Genomic DNA, 21379 nt, shown 5'->3' on the forward strand with positions numbered 1-21379 from the left:
CAAAATTGAAAGGCCTGAGTCCGGTGCAGTACCGAACTCAGGCCTTCTTGATTTAACCCGTATCTTTAACTGTCCAACTTTATGGGGTCAGTTCAATCTGCGGGGCCTTGTTATTTCTGGTAAAGAAGCGTGTCGTTAGCCGTGCAGCTTGGCGGCAATCTGGGACACGCGCGCGCCATAGAGGCGGGCACTTTCCAGATCGCCCGCCGGGATGGCATCGGCGCCCGCATCGGACGGGCATTGAGTCAGCAGACCGACCGAGCCCCCCAGACTGTTGGCATCGGCGCGAGACGAGGCCGAGGCATTGGCCGGCGCTTGGCCGAGGCTGACCCAGATACCGCCATGTTGCGATGCCAGGGTTTGCAGATAGATGAGGGTCACTTGCTTGTCACCGTTCAAGCTGGCGCTCATGGTAAAGCCGCCAAAGACCTTGCCGCTCCAGGCGCCGGTAAACCAGGCCTTGGAGGTGGCATCGGCAAATTTCTTGAATTGCCACGGAGCGCCGCCCATGTAAGTCGGTGCGCCGAAGATGATGGCATCGGCTGCGCCGAGCGCCGCGAAATCGGCGTCGCTGATCTCACCTTGCTCATTGATCACGATGGTGTCGGCACCCGCGCCTTCGGCAACCACCTCGGCAATGCGCTTGGTGTGACCGTATCCGGAAAAGTAGACAACGACAGTCTTGGCCATATCAATCCTCGCTTGGTTTTTCCCTGTAAAGACAACCTCATACTCTAAGGTCATCCGATTCGAAGATGGTATCTTTGAGAAACCGCCTTAACAATAAGTGGCAGCAAAGTGCGTTGGTTACCCGGAGGAAACCCCATGGCAATTCTTGCTTATAACGTCTATTCCCGCCATTGCCCGGCGCGGATGTTTTTCGACCGGTTAGCCGAGCGCTGGACCATGTTGATCATCGGCGCACTGCGCCAGCATGACACCCTGCGTTTCAACGAGATCAAGCGGGAAGTGGAGGGGATTTCGCAAAAGGTGTTATCGCAAAAACTCAAGCAACTTGAGCGCGACGGGATGGTTGAGCGCCAGGTTTACCCTTGTGTGCCGGTGCGGGTGGAATATCGGCTGACCGCGCTCGGTGGCTCGTTTGCCGGGATCATCGAGCAGGTGTCGCTCTGGTCACAGCAACATGTGGAGACCATGCTCACTGCCCAGCAGGCTTATGATGTGCAAAATACCAATGCCAGCGAGGAGGCTGATTTGCCTCCTCTGCGTTTTGTCACTCAACCGTGAGCTATTCGCCCCAAACCCGTTTCGCGACCTCGGTCACCAGCGCTATCTTGGCCCACTGCTGCGCTTCGCTTAAGGCATTGCCCTCTTCGGTAGAGGCAAAGCCGCACTGGGTGCTGAGATAGAGTTGATCGAGCGGCACAACGCGGCTTGCTTCATGAATGCGCTCAATGATGGCATCGGCCGATTCGAGCTCGGGCACTTTGGAAGACACCAGCCCCAGTACCACCTTCTTGCCCTTGGCCAGATGGGCCAGCGGGGAAAAATCACCGGCGCGCTCGGTATCAAACTCCAGATAAAACGCATCGACCTGTGAGCGGGCAAACACCACATCGGCCACCGGACCATAGCCACCGCTGGCCGCCCAGGTGGAGCGGTAGTTGCCACGGCAGATGTGGGTGGTGAGCACCAGATCGGCCGGCGCGTCTGCCAGTGCGGCGTTGTTCACGCTGAGCAAGGTTTCCAGCAGCGGGCGGATCTGCTCGCTGTGCGGCACATCGCCATGACTGCTGCCACAGCCGCAGCCCGTGGTGTTGGCGGTGACCTTGGGATCGGTCAGCATGCCCCAGGTGCAGTCATCGAGCTGCAGATTGCGGCAACCGGCGGCATAGACATCGCGGATCACGGTGCGATACGCCGCTGCAATGTCATCGAGCAGTGCTTGCTGATCGGGATAGATGGCTTGCGTATGAGCAAGGTTGGCCGGACGTTGCAGCTCGCGTAAAAACTGGGCGGGCGCCGGAATGGTCAAGCGCGGAACCAAGCCGGGCTCGGCCAGCGTGGCCAGAAAGCGAAAATGCTCGACAAAGGGGTGGTGGTCACCGCAAATGCGGCCGGTCAGGCGGCAGCTCTCGGCGCGGGTATGGGTGCCCGAGAAGTGATAACCCTGCTCCAGCGCGGATTTTTCCACGCCGCCAAGGCCCCACATAAAATCAAGATGCCACCAGCTGCGGCGAAATTCCCCATCGGTAATGACTTTAAGACCCGCTGCTTTTTGCTGGGCGACCAGCTCGCGAATGGCGCGATCTTCAACCTGGGTCAGGGCCGTTTGGTCAATCTCGCCGCTGGCAAACTGGCGGCGGGCCTGGTGCAGATAGTCAGGGCGCAGATAGCTGCCAACAACATCGGCGCGAAACGGTGGGATCAGCTCTTTGGACATGGCGGGTCATCTCGACAAGTGGGTGTTATTAGAAGTCTAGACGTCTGGCCTTGTTGTGGTAAGTGAGGATTCTTCACCTGCTTCTGTAGCAAATTTCAAGTTGGCCCGACTCAGCGCCGTGAGGGTAACGGCGCGTCATCGCCCTAGCCCAATGCGGCCGGGTTAAGCACCATGCTGCAGTCCCCCGCCAAAAAGCGCTGCACATTGGCAAAGGCGCTGTGGAAATAGAGCTCATAGCTGCGCTGCTCGGCATAGCCAAGATGCGGCGTACAGAGCACATTGGGCAAGGCTAACAGCGGATGGGCCGGGTCTTGCTGCAAAAAGGGGAGGGTCGTGGCAATGCGCTGATAGTCATCCGGGATGAGCAGGGTGATGGGCATAGGGCGCTCGGCGAAAAAAGGGAGAGCCAAGACTCTCCCACAGTGCCAGAGAAACTTTGACATCCTCCTCGCCGTAAACGACGAGGATTCCTACCGTGGCCAGGCGAAAACGCCTAGCTCACCTCGGTGGGTTCCTGCTGCTGGCGGCATGATTGCACCGCTCACTTCACAGGCTAACCGGGCGTGCCCCGCCCTTAATACATTGATGGCGCCGACCACATCGGCGTTTTCCTCGAAACCACACTCCACACACTCGAACCGGGCTTGTGTCTGGCGGTTGTCCGCCGACACATGGCCACAGCAAGGACAGGTGCGGCTGGTGTTCCGGGGCAGCACGGCAATGAGATGCCCGCCGCTCCACGCCAGCTTGTAGTCCAGTTGGCGGCGGAACTCGAACCACCCTTGGTCGAGGATCGCTTTGTTCAGACCAGACTTGGCCCGAACCTGCTTCCCCGGCTTTTCAGTGCTGCCTGCCGCCGACTTGGACATGTTCCGCACCTGCAAGTCCTCGATACACACCATCGCGTGGTTTTTGCTGATCGTGGTGGAGCACTTGTGCAGATAATCGCGGCGGGCATTACCGATGCGGGAATAGAGGCGCTGGACGCGGGCTTTGGCCTTCTTCCAGTTAGCGCTGAATTTTTGCTTGCGGCTCATCGCCTGCTGCGCCTTGCGCAAGGCGGCTTCATGCCATTTGAAGCTGTTAAGCGGGGCGTAGAACGTGCCGTCCGAGAGCGTGGCGAACCGGGCAATCCCCATATCGACCCCGATGGCGTCACCTTGATGCACGGGAGTGTCAACGTCCCGCTCGGTCTGGATACTCACGAACCACTTGCCGCATGACTGGCTCACGGTGACATTCTTCACCATGCCCAGCACCTCGCGACTGTTGCGGTAGCGCAGCCAGCCCAGCTTTGGCAAGAGCAGGCGGCTGTTGGCTTGGTCGAGCTTGATCTGTTTCGGGTCGGGATAACGGAAGCTGTCCGACTTACCCTTCTTCTTGAAGCGAGGGAAGTCTGCCCGCTTGGCGAAAAAGTTGCCGTAGGCCCGCTCCAAATCCTTGAGCGTTTGTTGCAAAGGATGAACCGGCGCATCGGACAGCCAGGCGGTTTCTGCGCTGTTGCGCCACCCGGTGAGCAGCTTGCACAGTCCGGCGTAGCCGAGCTTCTTCTCGCCCTGCTCGAAGCGCTCTTTTTGCAACGCCAGCGCCTTGTTAAAGACGAACCGGCACGAGCCCGCAAAGCGGCGCATTTGCCGCGCTTGCTGAGCGTCTGGCCGCAGTTCGAATTTGAAGGCTTGAAGTCGCCGCATGATTTTGCACTGTTCATATATACAGTGGTTGGATTATAGGACGGCTACGCCGTCCACGCTATCCTTCCTCGCCCTGAACGGCGGGGCTTGTCGCGAACCGGGTCAAACCGGGCAGCCTGACGGGCGTGAGGCTGCCCGTTACGCTCGGGCAAGCGTCGCACCAAAGGAGCGACTGAGCAGTCGTTGCAGCAAGATAAAGATAAACAGCAGCAGACCGATCACTATCTTGGTCCACCAACTGTTTAGTGAGCCGTCAAAGGCGATCAGGGTCTGGATCACTCCCTGGATCAAGCCGCCGAGCAGGGTCCCGATGACAAAGCCCACGCCGCCGGTGAGCAGGGTGCCGCCAATCACCACCGCTGCAATCACATCGAGCTCAACCCCGATGGCCGCCAGAGGATAACCCGACGCGGTATAGAGGGTGTAGACCACGCCCGCCATGGCGCTGGTAAAGCCCGAGAAGGCGTAGACTCCGACCAGCGTGCCGCGCACCGGTACGCCGAGCAGACCGGCCGAGTGTTTGTCACCGCCGATGGCGTAGACGTTGGTGCCAAAGCGGGTGTAGTGGGCGATCACGATCCCGATGGCGAGCACTGCCAGCATCACCAGTGCCGAGGCCGTCAGGCTGCCACGGCCCGGCAGCGGGATGCGAAAGTTGGCAAACCCATCGACAAAACCGTGGTTGATGGGCACCGACTCCAGGCTGAGCAAAAAGGCCAGCCCGCGCAGAAAGAACATCACGGCCAGGGTTACGATAAAGGGTTGTAGCTCAAACGCATCTATCAGCCACCCCATCAGCGCGCCAATCAAGGTGCCGAGCACCAGCGCCACCGCAATGGCCGCCAGCGGGTGCCATCCGGCGTTGTTGACCAGCAAGGCAATCAAGATGCCGACAAAGGCGATCATCGAGCCGACCGAGAGATCAATCCCGCCAGAGAGGATCACCAGCGTCATGCCGACCCCGGCGATAATGACAAAGGCGTTGTCGGTCAAGAGGTTGCCCAGCACCAGGGTGGAGGCAAAGTTGTTGTACTGGCTGATGCCAAAGGCGTAGAGCAGCAGCAGGACCAGCAGGGTGGCCAGCACCGGGATCCAGCGTTCGTTTTTCATGCTTTTTCTCCCTTTTTGGCAGCGGGGCTGCGCCGCTCCAACACGCGCAAAATGCGGGTTTTAACCGGCGTGGACTGGATCAGCAAAAACACAATGATGACCACGGCCTTGACCAGCAGGGTATATTGGGCTGGCAGGCCGCTGACCAGAATCGAGGTGGTCAGGCTCTGGATCACTAGCGTGCCGAGCAGGGTTAATCCCAAGTAGAAGCGCCCACCCGCCAGTGATGCGCCGCCAATCACCACCGCCAAAATGGCGTCCATCTCCAGCCACAGTCCGGCGTTATTGGCATCGGCGCCGCTGATGTCGGCGGCGATGATCATGCCGGCGCAGGCAGCGCAAAAGCCCGACAGCATATACGCGCCAATCAGCACGCTGCGGCTCTCGATGCCGGCCAGTCGGCTGGCTTCGCTGTTACCGCCCACCGCCTCGATAAACAGCCCAAGGGCGGTGCGGCGGATCAGTGCAATCAGGGCAATTAGCACCAGTGCGGTCAGAATCACCCGCATCGGCAGCAGCCACAGGTAGCCGCTGCCCAGTACGCCAAACACGTCGCTGTGGAAGGTGACAATCTGGCCGCCGGTGATCATCTGGGCGATGCCGCGTCCGGCCACCATCAGGATCAGGGTGGCCACGATGGGTTGGATGCGCAGCACGGCGACCAGCACACCATTCCACAGACCGCACAGCAGGCCGCAACCCAGCGTCAGCAGGGCGATGATCGGGGAAGAGAGGTGGCCATCTTGGATCAGCACCGCCATCACGCTGCCGCAGATGGCGATAATCGCGCCGACCGAGAGATCGATGCCGCCAGTGCCGATCACAATCGACATACCGATGGCCAGCAGCGCCAGGGGCGCACCGCGGTGCAGGATGTCCACCAGGCTGCCGTAGAGGTGGCCATCGACCATGCTCAGGGCAAAAAAGCCCGGTGAGAGCACGGCATTGACCAGCAAGATCAGTAGCAGAGCCGTCACCGGCAGGATCAGGCGTTGCCGCTCGGCCTTCACACTGGCCGGCTTGCGTTGACCGGAAGGAGTCGTCACCGACATAGGCACTGTCATGATGCTATCGCCTCTATGATGTCATTCGGATGCAGCTGCTCGCCGCTGAGCTCGGCGACCTTGTAGCGATCCCGCATCACCAGAATGCGGTCGCTGAAGGTGACCACTTCATCAAGCTCGGACGAGACCACCAGCAGCGCCATGCCGCGCTCGCACAGGGTGCGGATCAGGTTCACGATTTCGGCATGAGCGCCCACATCGATGCCCCGGGTCGGCTCGTCGAGGATCAGTAGCCTCGGCTCGGCAATCAGCCAGCGGCCCAGGATCACCTTCTGTTGGTTGCCGCCGCTTAACTGTCCCACCGGCTTTTCGGTATCCGGCGTCGCGATGCCAAGGGCTGCGATCATCTGCTCGGCCAGCTCGAGCTGGCGCGCCTCACTGATGGGATGCAGCCAGCCACGGCGAGCCTGCAGCGCCAAAATCAGGTTTTCACGCACCGAGAGCTCCAGCACCAACCCCTCGCGTTTGCGATCCTCCGGGCAAAAGCCCATACCAAGACGAATGGCCTGACGGGGAGAGCGGATCTTGATCGGCTGGCCATCAATGCTCAGTGCGCCACTGTCGGCGCGCTCGGCGCCAAACAGCAGCTTGATGGTTTCGGTGCGCCCCGAGCCAAGCAGGCCGGCCAGCCCCACGGTCTCCCCCTGATGCAGGGTGAAATCGAGCGGGTTGAGCATGCGCCGCCGCCCCAGTTGATTGACGGTCAGCAGCACCGGATTGTCCTGCTTGGCCTGATGGGACGCGCTGACCGGTTTGGCCTGCGACTCGTCGAGTTTGCGGCCGAGCATCTTCTCGACCAGTTGCAGGCGTGGTAGCTCACCAATCGGCGCGCTGATGATGTGATGGCCATTGCGCAGCACCGTGATGCGATCGCACAAGGCATAGACCTGGTCGAGAAAGTGGGTAACGAACACAATGGCCATGCCTTCAGCGCGCAGTTGCCTTAACAGGCGAAACAGCACATCGACCTCGTGGGCATCGAGACTGGCGGTCGGCTCGTCGAGGATCAGCACGCGCGCATCCACCGCCAGCGCCCGGGCAATGGCGATCAGCTGCTGAATAGCGATGGAAAAGGAGCCGAGCGGGCGTGACACATCGATATCGAGTTCAAGGCGGGCGAGCAAGTCACGCGCCTGCTGCTCGGCAGCCCGCCAGTTGATAAAACCGAAACGCCGTGGTTGGCGCTCCAGTGATAAATTCTTGGCAACCGACAGGGTGGGGATGAGGTTGACTTCCTGATAGACGGTACTGATCCCGAGTGCCTGCGCCTCGGCCGACGAGCGCGGTTGGCAGGATTGGCCTGCAAACAGCATCTCGCCCTGATTTTTCTGATACACCCCGGTCATGACTTTGATCAGCGTGGATTTTCCGGCGCCGTTTTCCCCGAGCAGGGCATGCACCTCACCGGGATAGATATCGATGTTGACGCCGTCCAGGGCGCGAAAATCGCCAAAGCTGATGCCAATCTGGCGAAGTGACAGGATTGCCGCTGTGGACACGATAACCTCCATGACGTGAACAGGCCCGGCCCCGAAGGACCGGGCAGGCAGGTTACTTGGCGCTGCGCTTCTTATACTCCTCGGCAGCGGTGGCCGGCAGATAGAGCGGGCCTTGAACCTTGATCCACTTGGCGACATCCTTGCCCGCCTTGTGGGCATCGATGGCATCGAAGGCGGGGCCGCCGAGGTAGGGGGAGAGCTCGATGGTGGCGTTGGTTTCCCCATCGGCCATGGCCTTGAAGATATCCGGTACGGCGTCAATCGAGATGATCTTCAGATCCTGACCCGGTTTGAGGCCGGCTTCCTTAATGGCCTGAATGGCACCGAGCGCCATGTCGTCATTGTGGGAGTAAACGGCGCAGAGGTTCTTGCCACCATTTTCTGCCTTGAGGAAGCTCTCCATCACCACCTTGCCACCAGCACGGGTGAAGTCGCCGCTCTGGGAGCGCAGTACCTTCATGCGCGGGAACAGTTTGACCACTTCACCAAAACCGGTCTTGCGATCGATGGCGGCGCTGGAGCCGACGGTTCCTTGCAACTCAACCAGATCGCACTTGCCGCTGGTGGCAGCTGCCAGCCAGGCGGCAGCCAGACGACCCTCTTCAACGAAGTCGGAGGCGACCTTGGTCAGATAGAGGCTCTCATCTTTGACCTTAACGCCACGGTCAACCAGTACCACCGGGATCTTGGCTTCCTTGGCTTCTTTTAGCACCTGATCCCAGCCGGTTTCTACTACCGGGGCCAGCAGGATGGCATCCACCCCTTGGGCAATAAAGGAGCGCAGTGCCTTGATCTGGTTCTCCTGCTTTTGCTGGGCATCAGAGAATTTCAAGTCGATGCCACGCTTGGCCGCTTCGGCCTTGATGGCTTCGGTTTCCGAGGTGCGCCAGCCACTTTCGGAGCCGATTTGTGAAAAACCGACCGTGGTGGCGCTAGCGGCAGCGCTAAAGCCCAGAGCAGCACTCATCAGGCAGGCCAGTAATCCAGGTTTGAACGACGGCATATCAGTTACCCCACATGTTGATTATCTGTAAGTGACTCAAGTCCAGCTGGGGCCCGACAGCTAAAACGGGCGAGGGCGAAGGCAACAAAAACATAACGGTGTTGCAACGCCACCAACATCGCCCAAGTGGGGCGAGGTCGACGGAGCCGAGTATGAATGAGTCCAGCAATGGCAGGACGTGAGCCGCTTCACACGCTGCAAGGAAGGCAAATTTGTCTATGTATTCAGCAATATAATCCCGCTATTGCGGGTTATTTGAGCGCGATATCTAAGAGGGCATGATGGCTGGATGGCTAAAAACAGAAGGCCTTCACGAGGAAGGCCTTCGGTAAAATGTGGGGAAGATGATTCAATGATGCTGACACAAACGGTGAACATTCAGGAAAAATCGGGCCGAGCCGTCTCGCTGGATCTGCACGCGGGCGATGACTTCATCCCGTTGGCTGAACTCCCAGGCCCCATTGATGCTCTCCATGGGGGGCTTGTGGATACCGAGCACCGAGAGATATTCATGAAACTGGCTGGCATTCCCGATTTCGGTCAGTCGTACTGTCATGGCTGGCTCCTCCTTGTGTTGCTGGTCCATTAAAGCACGATGTCACCGAAGTGTTGCTGATAAGTGACATATCGTTGACGGAGATCAGTTTTTGAAACCCTTTTCACTTTGGTTTCAATTGTGGGCGGGACTATCGGTGCAAGGGCGCTTTCTGTAACACTAGTGTCATCTAACCGCCATATAATCCAGACTAGCCACATTTATCCGGGGTTGTTGATGTCGTCCGAATCCGTTGCCTTGTCCATCGCCGGCAGTAAAGCCCGCCGGTTCAAGGACAAGCTGGTTAAATACAGTGTCACCACAGGGGGCGCCCTGGTGCTGGTGGCGCTGCTGCTTATCTTCTTTTACCTGCTCTATGTGGTGAAGCCGATTTTTCATGGCGCCAGCATGGATGCCACCGGCGCCGTCACCTTGCCGGTGCAGGACAACACGCTGTTGCTGGGGAGTGAAGAGCAAAACGAGATTGGCTATCGGATTGGCGACAGTGGTCAGGTGAGCTTTTTTGCCATCAAGCAGAATAATGGCTATCAGAGCGGGCAGCTGATTAAACAGTTCCAACTCGATGGCGAACTGACGGCCTTTTCACGCTCCCACGGTGATGAGCCGAGCATGGTTTTTGGCCGCCGTGACGGTCAGGTGCAACTGGTTCGCCCCGGTTTCGCCGTCTCTTACCCCCATGACAAGCGGCTGATCACCCCTGAGCTCAAATACCCGTTTGGTGAGGCGCCGATCGCCGTTGACCCGCAGGGGAAAGCGCTCAGCCAGGTGGCATTTGAATCAGATGGCAGCAAGGTGGTGATCGCTGCCATGACTGAGGATGGGCGCGGCGTCTTGTCGGTGCTCGGCGGCGAGCAGAATTTCCTGACCGGCGAGATTGAGTGGAGCAGCAGCCAATACGCGATTCCCTCTTTGCCGCGGCATGTGGAGCAGGTGTTGATGACCCCCAACCTGCGCACCCTGTTTTTGCGCGATGGCAACCGCTTGTCGGTCTATGACATCCGTAACCCTGATGAGATCACCTTGCGCACTGTGCTGGAGATCGGTAGCCGTGATGGCAAGGTGACCCGTGTTGAACTGCTCTCCGGTGCGTCATCCCTGCTGGTGGGCAATGACAACGGCGTGATCTCCCAGTGGTTTGAAGTGAGTCGCGACGGCAAGCGTGAATTTACCCATATCCGCGATTTTAACGCCTCCGGTCCGGTCAGCGAGCTGGCGATGGAGACCCACCGCAAGGGGTTTGTGGCCACCACCACCAACGGCAAGGTGGAGTTTTTCCATACCACCGGCGCCACCCGGCTGCTGAGTGAAACTCTCGATACCCATGAGCTGAACGGCGTGGCACTGTCGCCGCGCAACAACCTGCTGATGCTCGAGCAAGGCAACGCCATTCACCTGTTCAAGGTGGATAACGAGCACCCGGAGGTGACCTGGTCGGCCCTGTGGCACGAGGTGTGGTACGAAGGCTATCCCGAGCCGCAGTTTGTCTGGCAATCCACCTCGGCCAGCAACGATTTTGAGCCGAAACTGAGTCTGGTGCCGCTGGCATTCGGGACTCTCAAGGCGTCGTTCTACGCCATGCTGTTTGCCGTGCCACTGGGCGTGGCGGGTGCCATCTACACCGCTTATTTCATGTCGGCGGGCCTGCGCAAGGTGGTCAAACCCACAGTCGAGATCATGGCGGCGCTGCCGACCGTGATCTTGGGCTTTCTGGCTGGTCTCTGGCTGGCGCCACTTATTGAAGATCACCTGCCCGGTATCTTGCTGATGTTAGTGCTGCTGCCCCTTGGCATGTTGCTCACGGCCATGAGTTGGCAGGGTCTACCGGCGAGGCTGCGCCAATGGGTGCCGGAAGGGTGGCACGCCATTGTCCTTATCCCGGTGTTGCTGCTGCTTGGCTGGGGGGCGGTGGCGCTTAGCCCGCTGCTCGAGACCTGGCTGTTTCACGGCGATACCCGCAGCTGGCTCACCAATGATGCCGGCATCAAGTTTGACCAGCGCAACTCCCTGGTGGTGGGCATCGCCATGGGCTTTGCGGTGATCCCGACCATCTTCTCGATTGCCGAAGATGCGGTGTTCTCGGTGCCCAAGCACCTGACCCAAGGCTCTCTGGCGCTCGGCGCCACCCCCTGGCAGACCTTAAGCCGGGTGGTGATCCTCACTGCCAGCCCCGGCATCTTCTCGGCGGTGATGATGGGGCTTGGCCGCGCCGTGGGCGAGACAATGATTGTGCTGATGGCAACCGGTAACACCCCCATCATGGATTTCTCCATGTTCCAGGGGCTGCGTACCTTAGCGGCGAACATCGCCGTGGAAATGCCCGAATCCGAGGTCGGCAGCTCCCACTACCGGGTGCTCTTCCTCGCGGCCTTCGTGCTGTTTGTCTTCACCTTCGTCTTCAACACGCTGGCCGAGTTTATCCGTCAGCGGCTGCGTGAAAAGTACAGCTCCCTGTAAGGGCAAGGAATCGATGTAATGGGAAAGTGGTTCAAATCGGGTGCCCCCTGGATCTGGATGACAGCCGGTACGGTCAGCATGAGTCTGGTAGCGGTCGTGGGGTTGCTGCTGCTCATTGGCTGGCGCGGTCTGGTCTATTTCTGGCCCCATCCTATTTATCAGTGGGATGTGCAGGGCGTAGGTGGCAACAATCAGCGCATTATCGGTGAGCTGTATGACCAGGAGCAGGTGCCGGTCGAGCGGCTGCGCGCCGCGGGTCATCCGTTGCCTTCGGATGAAGAGCGTGAGTGGCTCACCCGCTACCTTATCAAGACTGGCAACCGCGAGTTTGTCGATCTCGATTTTCGCTGGGTGCTGGAAACCGACATCAAGGCTCGCTCAACGCCCGCTGAGCTGGCGCTGCTTGAGCGCACCACCAATGGCAACTTCTATGGCCGCGTGAGCGGTGTGAACGTGGCGGGTAAGGTGGTGACCGGCGATCTGCATGGCCCTTTGCGTGAGGCCATTGATCGGGCGGTTGATCTCAATAGCCAGGCCGATTCGCTGCAAAAAGGCGAGATTGGCGCCATCAACTATCAGCTGGAAAAGCTGCGCCTTAAAGAGCGCAAGGCCGAGCTTAACCATGAGCTGACCGATCAGCTTAAATCCGAGCTGCAAGCCGAGCGCGATAAGTTGCAGGCCGATTATCTGGTGCTGGAAAAAGAGCTGTTTCGCCTGCGCGCCGATGCCGGTCGTGACAGTGTGACGGTGACCGACATGCGCGGGGAGGCGGTGACCATGCCGCTTTCCAAGGTGCTGGATGTGACCTGGCCCAACGAGATGGGACTGTTTGCCAAGATAGGTTACTGGTTCCACCAGATTGGCAAATTTATCAGCGGCGATCCCCGCGAGGCCAACACCGAGGGCGGCGTATTCCCGGCCATCTTTGGCACCGTGTTTATGGTGATCCTGATGGCGATCATCGTGATGCCCCTGGGGGTGGTGGCGGCGGTGTACCTGCACGAATATGCCGGCAAGAACGTGATGACCAAGTTTATCCGCATTGCGGTCATCAACCTCGCCGGGGTGCCCTCGATTGTCTATGGCGTGTTTGGTCTGGGCTTTTTCGTCTATACCCTGGGTGGCTCCATCGACCGGATCTTCTATCCCGAGGCGCTGCCCAGCCCGACCTTTGGCTCGCCCGGCGTGATCTGGTCGGCCCTGACCCTGGCTATTTTGACCTTGCCGGTGGTGATTGTCTCGACCGAAGAGGGATTGGCGCGCATTCCCAGCGCGATTCGCCATGGCTCGCTGGCGCTGGGGGCGACCCAGGCCGAAACTCTGTGGCGCATCGTGCTGCCGATGGCCAGCCCCGCGATCATGACCGGACTTATTCTGGCGATTGCCCGCGCCGCCGGTGAAGTGGCGCCGCTGATGCTGGTGGGGGTGGTGAAACTGGCGCCGACCCTGCCGGTGGATGGCAACTTCCCCTATCTGCATGTGGAGCGCAAGTTCATGCACTTGGGCTTTCATATTTACGACGTGGGCTTTCAGAGCCCGAACGTGGAGGCGGCACGGCCCCTGGTGTATGCCACCTCCTTCTTGCTGGTGACCGTGATCGTGGGGTTGAACCTGACCGCCATCGGTATTCGCAATCATCTGCGTGAAAAATTCAAGGCGCTGGATAATTGATCCGGCCCCCTAGCGTGATTTGAGGACCTGAATGCTTAACGTCAATACCATGATGCACCAGACCAAGGCGCTGGATCTGGCCAACCTGCCGGCCGAGCTCACCACGCTCGAGGTCAAGGGGCTGGATCTCTTTTACGGTGACAAACAGGCGCTATACAACATCGAGATGAAGATCCCCAAGGGGCAGGTGACTGCATTTATCGGCCCATCGGGCTGCGGTAAATCGACCTTGCTGCGCTGCATCAACCGGATGAACGATCTGGTGGAAACCTGCCGTATCGAGGGTGAGATCTTGCTGCATGGCAACAATATCTATGACAAGGGGGTGGATGTGGCCGCCCTGCGGCGCCGGGTGGGCATGGTGTTCCAGCGTCCCAACCCGTTCCCCAAGTCCATTTACGAGAACGTGGTCTATGGCCTGCGTCTGCAGGGTATTAATGATCGCCGCAGTCTCGATGACGCGGTCGAGCGTTCGCTGCGCGGCGCCGCCCTGTGGGATGAAGTGAAAGACCGTCTGTATGAAAACGCCTTTGGTCTTTCCGGTGGTCAGCAGCAACGTCTGGTGATTGCCCGGGCGATTGCCATCGAGCCGGAAGTGCTGCTGCTCGATGAGCCGACTTCGGCGCTTGACCCCATCTCCACCCTGACCATCGAAGAGCTTATCAATGAGCTTAAGAAGCAGTTCACCGTAGTGATCGTGACCCACAACATGCAACAGGCGGCGCGGGTGTCGGATCAGACCGCCTTTATGTATATGGGTGAGCTGATTGAATACGCCGACACCAATACCATTTTCACTACCCCGGCCAAGAAAAAGACCGAGGACTATATCACCGGCCGCTACGGCTAAGGCTTTACCGCTCCCAGTTTAAGGATTTCGACATGGACAATATGAATCTTGGCAAACACATCTCGGGGCAGTTCAACACCGAGCTGGAAAACGTGCGCAATCAGGTGCTGGTGATGGGAGGGCTGGTCGAGCAACAGCTGACCGACGCACTGGCGGCCATTCATGATCAGGATCTGGATGCCGCCCGCCGCATCGTCGGCACTGATCACAAGGTCAACGCCATGGAAGTGGCCATCGATGAAGAGTGCACCCGCATCATCGCCAAGCGCCAACCGACCGCCTCTGACTTGCGTCTGGTGATGGCCATCATCAAGACCATCGCCGAGCTGGAGCGGATCGGGGACGTGGCCGAGCGCATCGCCCGCATGCTGACCGATAACGCCAACAAGCCGCAGCCTCCGCTGGTGTCGCTCGAGAACATGGGCCGACGCACCATCAAGATGCTGCACGATGTGCTTGACGCCTTTGCCCGTATGGATCTGGACGCCGCAGTCGAGGTCTATCAGGAAGATGACAAGGTCGATCGTGAGTACGAGTCGGTGATCCGTGAGCTGATGACCTACATGATGGAAGATCCGCGCACCATCCCGCAGGTGCTCAACGTGCTGTGGGCCGCGCGCGCCATCGAGCGGGTGGGCGATCGTTGCCAGCACATCTGCGAATACATCATCTATTACGTCAAGGGCAAGGACGTGCGCCATGCCAAGGGCGACGAGTTCACCAATCTGGTGAACAAGCCATAAGCCATCTCGCTATCACGGGGCCGTCAGGCCCCGTGTTCATTCATCCTCGATCGCAATGGTCGCCTCAATCTCGATGTTTAGCTCCGGCTTGATCAAGGCAGAGACCTCGAGCAGGGTACTTGCCGGCAGCACGCCTTGGTAAAACTCCCGCAGCACATCGCGCAGCTCGGCCAGCGCACCGATATCGCACACATACATATTGATGCGGATAAGATCGCTCACCGTGCGCCCTTCCTGAGCCAGTACCTTGCCAATCAGCGCTAAAATGGCGCGGGTCTGCTCGCGAAGCGATCCTTGCTCGGCGGCAGTGCCCATGGCGGTAAGGCCGGAGAGATAGAGCACGCCGCGATGGCGAATCGCATGCACATAGGGGCCGGCAATCGGTGGCAGGCAGTCGTAGTGAAGGCGGGTTGGCATAAGAGCTCCAGCAAGCAGTGCAACGAGCCCGTCATGCTACGCCGCCGCGTGCAGGCGGGCAATTCATTGGCGAAGCCTTACATCGGCAGACTTGTCGCCGGATGGGCGCGGGTTACACTGGTGACCTGAATGTGGAGCAGACATGACCCCTTTTTCACTTCGTCATTATCAACGTGACACCACCACCCATCACCATGACTATGCGCAACTGGTGATGCCCATTGATGGCGCCCTCGATATCGAGGTGGCAGGCAAGGCCGCCGCACTCAACGTCGGTCAGGCTTGCATCATCTTGCCCGGTGAACGCCACGATTTTGCTGCCGATCCCAAGAGTGCCTTTCTGGTCCATGACAGCCAGTGGCTGCCGGACGGGGTGGGGGAGCAGGTCTTTATCACGCTCGATGCCACCCAGCGCGCCTACCTGTCGTTTGTGCAGAGCGCGCTGGCCCACGGACGTTCGCTGCTGGGAATGGGAGAGCTGTGGCTGTCGCTACTGGCTGCGCCTAATGGTGTCAGTGCGCGCATTCGCCGCGTGCAGCGCCATATCGAGCTGCATCTCGGAGCCTCGCTTGGCAGCCATGAGCTGGCGGCCGAGGCCTGCCTTGGCCTCAGTCAGTTTAACCAGCGTTTTCGCCGTGAGCTGGGGATGAGTCCTCAGCATTATGTGCAGCAGCGCCGACTGGCAATGGCGGCACGACTGCTCATCGAAACCGGTTTACCGGTGAGCGAGGTGGCCGCCCGGGTGGGCTATGACAATCCGTCCGCCTTTGCCGAGCGCTTTGCCCGCGAGTATGGTTTTACGCCGAGCCGCTGGCGTCAGCGCAATGACGCAGCAAACGGTGGCTCGCCGCAATAAAGCGGTGTGTGACCGGCGCGGACTGCTCGTCTCATCATTACGCTATCTAGGTTAACCGCAAGGAGAGACCATGGATCAGATTAGCTGGCAGGATTTTGAAAAAGTGGCGCTGTGCGTCGGCACCATAGTGCGGGTCGAGCCCTTTCCCGAGGCGCGCAACCCGGCCTACAAGGTATGGGTCGATTTTGGCCCCGAGATTGGCGAGCGTAAAAGCAGCGCCCAAATCACCCGGCGTTACACCCCCGAGTCGCTGCTGGGGCGGCAGATTGTCGGCGTAGTAAATTTCCCGGCCAAACAGATTGGTCCGTTTCGCTCCGAGTTCTTGCTGACCGGTTTTGCCAGTGACGACGGCATTGTGCTGGCGGTGCCGGATCAGCCGGTCGCCAACGGGGCGCGGCTATGTTAAGTCGTTAAGCTCTAAAGCAAAAGACAAGGCCCCGTGCTGGGGCCTTGTGGTATGCGTGGTACGTCGGTTAGACGATGCCCTGGCTGCGCAGGTAGTCATCATAGGTGCCGCTAAAGTCACGAATACCGTTTTCGGTCAGCTCCAGAATCCGGGTTGCCAACGACGAGACGAACTCACGGTCGTGGGAGACGAAGATCAGGGTGCCCTTGAACATCTCCAGCGCCAGGTTCAAGGATTCGATAGATTCCATGTCCAGGTGGTTGGTCGGTTCATCCATGATAAGGATGTTGGGGCGCTGCATGATGAGCTTGCCGAAAATCATGCGGCCCTGCTCGCCACCGGAGAGTACGCGCACCGGCTTTCTGATGTCATCTTGGGAGAACAGCAGGCGACCGAGCACAGAGCGCACGGCTTGCTCGTCATCCCCTTCCTTCTTCCACTGGGCCATCCAGTCGAAGACGCTGAGATCGGTGTCGAAATCTTCAGCATGGTCCTGGGCGTAATAGCCAATCTGGGCATTTTCAGACCACTTGATGGTGCCGGCATCCGGTGCAAACTCGCCGACCAGGGTCTTGATCAGGGTGGACTTACCGATACCGTTGGTACCGAGGATGGCCACTTTTTCGCCCACTTCCAGCAGCATGCTGAGCCCTTTAAACAGCGGGCCGTCACCGTAGCCCTTGGCCACGCCTTCCATTTCGAGGATGTTGCGATAGAGCTGCTTGTCCTGATCAAAACGAATAAAGGGGTTCTGGCGGCTGGAGGCTTTGACCTCTTCAATCTTGATCTTGTCGATCTGCTTGAGGCGCGAGGTGGCCTGACGCGACTTGGAGGCGTTGGCGCTAAAGCGTGACACGAACGATTGCAGGTCGGCAATCTGGGCTTTCTTCTTGGCGTTGTCGGCAATCAGACGCTCACGGGCCTGGGTTGCGGCCAGCATGTATTCGTCATAGTTGCCCGGGTAGACGCGCAGCTCGCCGTAATCCAGATCCGCCATGTGGGTGCAGACCATGTTCAGGAAGTGACGGTCGTGCGAGATGATGATCATGGTGCAATCGCGGGCGTTGAGCACCTCTTCCAACCAGCGGATGGTGTTGATGTCCAGGTTGTTGGTCGGTTCGTCGAGCAGCAGGATATCGGGGCTCGAGAAGAGCGCCTGAGCCAGCAGCACCCGCAGCTTCCAGCCCGGGGCGACGGCGCTCATCGGGCCACTGTGTTGCTCCAGCGGAATACCGGCGCCGAGCAGCAGCTCGCCAGCGCGGGCTTCGGCGGTGTAACCGTCATACTCGGCTACCTTGCCTTCGAGCTCGGCGGCGCGCATGTAATCGTCGTCGCTGGCCTCGAGGTTGGCATAGATAGCATCGCGCTCTTGCATGGCGGCCCACATCTCGGCGTGGCCCATCATGACCACGTCCAGCACGCGCATCTCTTCGTAGGCGAACTGATCCTGTTTAAGCTTACCGATCCGCTCGTTGACATCCAGGCTGACATTGCCGCCAGACGGCTCGAGATCGCCGCCCAGAATCTTCATGAAGGTGGACTTGCCGCAGCCATTCGCGCCGATCAGGCCATAACGGTTGCCTTCGCCAAACTTGATGCTGATGTTCTCGAACAGCGGCTTGGCGCCAAACTGCATGGTGATGTTGTTGCAAGAGAGCACAGTGGATGTCCCGGTTGATCACAAAGGGCGCAGATTATGGCACACAACGGCGCATTTTTTTAGCCAAATTGTGAGTCTTATCCTTGACGGCTTGATGACAGCATCACTCGTCTGGAGCGTGCTGCTGCAGCCATTGGCAGATAAGTGCGTAGTGCGGGGCCAACTCGGCATCGACGCTGGCGCCATAGCGGCGATAATCGGCGATGTGGTGACGCTCGCCGCGCAGCATGCGGTGCCAGTGCGAGTCGTGCGTCACGATGACTGGCGCCGTGATGTCGGGGAATTGATCAGCGGTGACATCCACAATCAGCTCACCTTGCTGCAGCCAGGCGTGGGAGCTGAAATTGCCGCGAAACTCATCGCCGTAGCTGCCCAGCATGTAGTTAAACGCTCCAAAGCCTTGCTCGGCAAGATAGGTGCCTAACAGCAGCGAGCTGTCGGCGCAGGCGCCGAGGGGAAAGCGGCAAAACGAGAGGCCCAGTTTGGGAGAGAGCGCATCGAGCGCCGAGCGAAAACGGGCAGAGTGGGACTGCAATCTGTCGACATCCATGCGACCTGTGACTCCTGTTATGCCATGTCGGGCGCGACCCTGCGCCCGTGCCTTGCTGGCGTGCTAACGAAAGGCACCCTCCTCGTTATCGAGGGTTTCGTTGCCGCACTCCTGGCAGATGATATAGCTCTTTGGCCGCGCCGGATACGCCTGCGCCTCGTTGGCCTGTTCGCGTGGTGTGCCCTGGGTGCTGGCTGAGCGGGGGGTGCGAGGGGCGCGCGCTGCCTCCTTGTGCTCGGTTTCCTGGTTGCAGGCTTCGCAGTAACGGATATGCATAGGGGGCCTCCGGGCGCTCGCCTTGGTTAAGGCGCAATATCACACTAGATCTATCTTGGTTGTGATTCAGTGGGTTAGCTCATGATTTGGCCCTGTCGCAGCGCGTTTTCGACGGATTGATGCGACCGATCACCAGGAAGATAAAAAAGCAGCGCCGGCATCAAGCCGGCGCGTGGCAAGATTCAATCCGTTATCAGTGCGACGCGGCCTTGGCGGCGCCAATACCGGTTTGCGATCTGACAAATTGTGGCAGGAAGCGAGCGTGCTCTTCGGCGGCGGCAATCGACTTGTCGGTCACCGAGAAGAACCAGATGCCGATAAAGGCAATCGCCATCGAGAACAGGGCCGGGTACTCGTAGGGGAAGATAGCTTCGGCATGGCCCAGTACCTTCACCCACACTGTCGGCCCCATCACCATCAGCGCCACGGCGCTGACCAGACCCAGACCGCCACCCCAGACCGCGCCACGAGTGGTCAGACGCGACCAGAACATGGAGAGGAACAGCACCGGGAAGTTGCAGCTGGCGGCGATCGAGAAGGCCAGACCCACCATGAAGGCGATGTTCTGCTTCTCAAACAGGATGCCAAGTCCGATGGCGACGACCCCAAGCCCAAGGGTTGTGAGCTTGGAGACCCGCAGCTCGTCAGCTTCATTGGCCTGACCGTGACGAAACACGCTGGCATAGAGATCATGAGAGACCGCTGACGCGCCGGCCAACGTGAGACCTGCCACCACCGCCAAAATGGTGGCAAATGCCACGGCGCTGATAAAGCCGAGGAACAAGCTGCCGCCGACCGCGTTGGCCAGGTGAATGGCCGCCATGTTGTTACCGCCGAGCAGGGCGCCGGTGGCGTCCTTAAACTCCGGGTTGGTGCTGACCAGCAGGATGGCGCCAAAGCCGATGATAAAGGTCAGGATGTAGAAGTAGCCGATAAACCCGGTGGCAAAGAACACGCTCTTGCGCGCTTCCTTGGCGTCGCTCACGGTGAAGAAACGCATCAGGATATGAGGGAGCCCGGCAGTACCGAACATCAGCGCCAAACCGAGCGAGATGGCCGAGATGGGGTCGGCGACCAAGCCGCCGGGGCTCATGATGGCGGCGCCCTTGGCGTGCACCTTGACCGCTTCGGCAAACAGGGTGTTGACGTCGAAGTTAACTGACTTCATCACCATGATTGCCATAAAGGTGGCGCCCGAGAGCAGCATCACGGCCTTGATGATCTGCACCCAGGTGGTTGCCAGCATGCCGCCAAACAGCACGTAGAGCACCATCAGAATACCGACCAGCACCACCGCGACGTGATAGTTCAGACCAAACAGGAGTTCAATCAGCTTACCTGCCCCCACCATCTGGGCGATAAGGTAGAGCGCCACCACCACCAGCGAGCCGCAGGCCGAGAGGCTGCGCACCGGGGTTTGGCCAAGGCGATAGGAGGCCACGTCGGCAAAGGTGTATTTGCCAAGGTTACGCAGACGTTCGGCAATTAAGAACAGGATGATGGGCCAGCCGACCAGAAAGCCGATGGAGTAGATGAGCCCATCGTACCCCGAGGTGTAGACCAGCGCCGAGATCCCGAGAAACGAGGCGGCGGACATGTAGTCACCGGCAATCGCCAGTCCATTTTGAAAGCCGGTGATGCGGCCACCGGCGGCGTAGTAGTCAGCGGCCGAGCGGTTACGCTTGGCGGCCCACCAGGTAATCATCAAGGTGGCGGCCACAAACACCAGGAACATCAGGATCGCCGACAGGTTGAGCGGTTGCTGTTTGACCTCGCCTTCGATGGCACCGGCAGCCAGCAGCAGGGGAGAGGTGAACAGACCCAGACAGAGCAGCAAGAGTGAGTGCATCATTTCTTTTGTACTCCCTGAATGATCTTCTGGTTGAGTTCGTCGAACTCGCCATTGGCCTTGGAGACATAGATACCGGTCAGTACGAAGGCGGCCACGATGATGCCGACACCGACCGGGATACCGCGGGTAATGGTGGAGCCTTCCGACAGCGGCGTGCCGAGCCAGGCCGGGTCGAAGGCAATCAGCAGAATGAACGCCAGGTACAGTCCCAGCATGATGGCTGACAACACCCAGGCAAAACGCTGGCGACGGTCCACCAGCTCTTGGAAGTGCGGATCCTGCTGGATACGCTGATAGATCTGTTCGTCCATTGGTTC

The 21379-nt window shown here is 59.4% G+C and carries 22 protein-coding genes; 7 read left to right on the forward strand and 15 right to left on the reverse strand.

Annotation, left to right across the window (positions count from 1 at the left end):
• Positions 1-135: 135 nt before the first annotated feature.
• Positions 136-690, reverse strand: coding sequence for a flavodoxin family protein (locus BW958_RS18340; protein WP_076577359.1), 555 nt, complete (start codon positions 688-690; stop codon positions 136-138).
• Positions 691-825: 135 nt separating this feature from the next.
• On the opposite strand from BW958_RS18340, the gene BW958_RS18345 reads away from it, so the two are divergent.
• Positions 826-1248: a winged helix-turn-helix transcriptional regulator gene (locus BW958_RS18345; protein ID WP_076577360.1), complete on the forward strand. Its 423-nt coding sequence runs from the start codon at positions 826-828 to the stop codon at positions 1246-1248.
• Position 1249: 1 nt separating this feature from the next.
• On the opposite strand, the gene BW958_RS18350 is transcribed toward BW958_RS18345, so the two are convergent.
• The 8 genes from BW958_RS18350 to BW958_RS18385 all read right to left on the reverse strand — a co-directional run bounded on the left by BW958_RS18350 (position 1250) and on the right by BW958_RS18385 (position 9327).
• On the reverse strand, positions 1250-2404 hold the full coding sequence (locus BW958_RS18350) for a 5-methyltetrahydropteroyltriglutamate--homocysteine S-methyltransferase (RefSeq protein ID WP_076577361.1): 1155 nt from the start codon (positions 2402-2404) through the stop codon (positions 1250-1252).
• Between the two features lie 143 nt (positions 2405-2547).
• Positions 2548-2784 carry a hypothetical protein gene (locus BW958_RS18355; protein ID WP_076577362.1) on the reverse strand — a complete coding sequence of 79 codons (237 nt, stop codon included), beginning with the start codon at positions 2782-2784 and terminating at the stop codon, positions 2548-2550.
• A gap of 90 nt (positions 2785-2874) precedes the next feature.
• Positions 2875-4095, reverse strand: coding sequence for an RNA-guided endonuclease InsQ/TnpB family protein (locus tag BW958_RS18360; protein ID WP_076577363.1), 1221 nt, complete (start codon positions 4093-4095; stop codon positions 2875-2877).
• A 138-nt stretch (positions 4096-4233) separates the two neighbouring features.
• Positions 4234-5205, reverse strand: a complete 972-nt coding sequence (gene yjfF, locus BW958_RS18365) for a galactofuranose ABC transporter, permease protein YjfF (RefSeq protein WP_076577364.1) — start codon at positions 5203-5205, stop codon at positions 4234-4236.
• Complete coding sequence (locus BW958_RS18370; protein WP_083687401.1) at positions 5202-6269, reverse strand: ABC transporter permease; 1068 nt, start codon at positions 6267-6269, stop codon at positions 5202-5204. The genes yjfF and BW958_RS18370 overlap by 4 nt, the downstream gene beginning before the upstream one ends.
• Positions 6266-7768: a sugar ABC transporter ATP-binding protein gene (locus BW958_RS18375; protein WP_256702074.1), complete on the reverse strand. Its 1503-nt coding sequence runs from the start codon at positions 7766-7768 to the stop codon at positions 6266-6268. The genes BW958_RS18370 and BW958_RS18375 overlap by 4 nt, the downstream gene beginning before the upstream one ends.
• A gap of 52 nt (positions 7769-7820) precedes the next feature.
• Positions 7821-8771 (reverse strand): ABC transporter substrate-binding protein, encoded by a 951-nt coding sequence (locus BW958_RS18380; RefSeq protein ID WP_306169668.1) that lies wholly within the window; start codon positions 8769-8771, stop codon positions 7821-7823.
• A 349-nt stretch (positions 8772-9120) separates the two neighbouring features.
• Entirely contained in the window at positions 9121-9327 is a 207-nt protein-coding gene (locus BW958_RS18385; protein ID WP_076577367.1) for a hypothetical protein, read from the reverse strand.
• A gap of 216 nt (positions 9328-9543) precedes the next feature.
• On the opposite strand from BW958_RS18385, the gene BW958_RS18390 reads away from it, so the two are divergent.
• Genes BW958_RS18390 through phoU form a run of 4 tightly spaced genes read left to right on the forward strand, consistent with a single transcriptional unit; the run spans position 9544 to position 15045 of the window.
• Positions 9544-11781, forward strand: coding sequence for an ABC transporter permease subunit (locus tag BW958_RS18390; protein WP_076577368.1), 2238 nt, complete (start codon positions 9544-9546; stop codon positions 11779-11781).
• Between the two features lie 18 nt (positions 11782-11799).
• Complete coding sequence (pstA, locus tag BW958_RS18395; RefSeq protein WP_076577369.1) at positions 11800-13452, forward strand: phosphate ABC transporter permease PstA; 1653 nt, start codon at positions 11800-11802, stop codon at positions 13450-13452.
• Between the two features lie 31 nt (positions 13453-13483).
• Positions 13484-14302 carry a phosphate ABC transporter ATP-binding protein PstB gene (pstB, locus tag BW958_RS18400; RefSeq protein ID WP_076577370.1) on the forward strand — a complete coding sequence of 273 codons (819 nt, stop codon included), beginning with the start codon at positions 13484-13486 and terminating at the stop codon, positions 14300-14302.
• A 32-nt stretch (positions 14303-14334) separates the two neighbouring features.
• Positions 14335-15045, forward strand: a complete 711-nt coding sequence (gene phoU / locus BW958_RS18405) for a phosphate signaling complex protein PhoU (RefSeq protein WP_076577371.1) — start codon at positions 14335-14337, stop codon at positions 15043-15045.
• Positions 15046-15081: 36 nt separating this feature from the next.
• On the opposite strand, the gene BW958_RS18410 is transcribed toward phoU, so the two are convergent.
• A complete protein-coding gene (locus tag BW958_RS18410; protein ID WP_076577372.1) occupies positions 15082-15462 on the reverse strand; it encodes a RidA family protein in 381 nt (126 codons plus the stop codon).
• Between the two features lie 142 nt (positions 15463-15604).
• Between BW958_RS18410 and BW958_RS18415 the strand changes: the two genes are divergently transcribed.
• On the forward strand, positions 15605-16318 hold the full coding sequence (locus BW958_RS18415; RefSeq protein ID WP_076577373.1) for an AraC family transcriptional regulator: 714 nt from the start codon (positions 15605-15607) through the stop codon (positions 16316-16318).
• Positions 16319-16388: 70 nt separating this feature from the next.
• On the forward strand, positions 16389-16724 hold the full coding sequence (locus BW958_RS18420; protein WP_076577374.1) for a tRNA-binding protein: 336 nt from the start codon (positions 16389-16391) through the stop codon (positions 16722-16724).
• A gap of 67 nt (positions 16725-16791) precedes the next feature.
• Here the strand turns inward: BW958_RS18420 and BW958_RS18425 are convergent, their stop codons facing one another.
• The 5 genes from BW958_RS18425 to BW958_RS18445 all read right to left on the reverse strand — a co-directional run bounded on the left by BW958_RS18425 (position 16792) and on the right by BW958_RS18445 (position 21373).
• Entirely contained in the window at positions 16792-18384 is a 1593-nt protein-coding gene (locus tag BW958_RS18425; protein WP_076577375.1) for an ABC-F family ATPase, read from the reverse strand.
• Between the two features lie 103 nt (positions 18385-18487).
• Positions 18488-18934, reverse strand: a complete 447-nt coding sequence (locus BW958_RS18430) for a hypothetical protein (protein ID WP_076577376.1) — start codon at positions 18932-18934, stop codon at positions 18488-18490.
• A 63-nt stretch (positions 18935-18997) separates the two neighbouring features.
• The gene (locus BW958_RS18435) at positions 18998-19210 is read right to left on the reverse strand and encodes a hypothetical protein (RefSeq protein WP_076577377.1); all 213 of its coding nucleotides are present in this window, start codon (positions 19208-19210) and stop codon (positions 18998-19000) included.
• A 193-nt stretch (positions 19211-19403) separates the two neighbouring features.
• Entirely contained in the window at positions 19404-21062 is a 1659-nt protein-coding gene (locus BW958_RS18440) for a cation acetate symporter (protein ID WP_076577378.1), read from the reverse strand.
• A complete protein-coding gene (locus BW958_RS18445; RefSeq protein WP_076577379.1) occupies positions 21059-21373 on the reverse strand; it encodes a DUF485 domain-containing protein in 315 nt (104 codons plus the stop codon). Before BW958_RS18445 ends, BW958_RS18440 begins: the two co-directional genes overlap by 4 nt.
• Positions 21374-21379: the final 6 nt, after the last annotated feature.

This window comes from Aeromonas sp. RU39B (assembly GCF_900156095.1).
Taxonomy (GTDB): Bacteria; Pseudomonadota; Gammaproteobacteria; order Enterobacterales; family Aeromonadaceae; genus Aeromonas.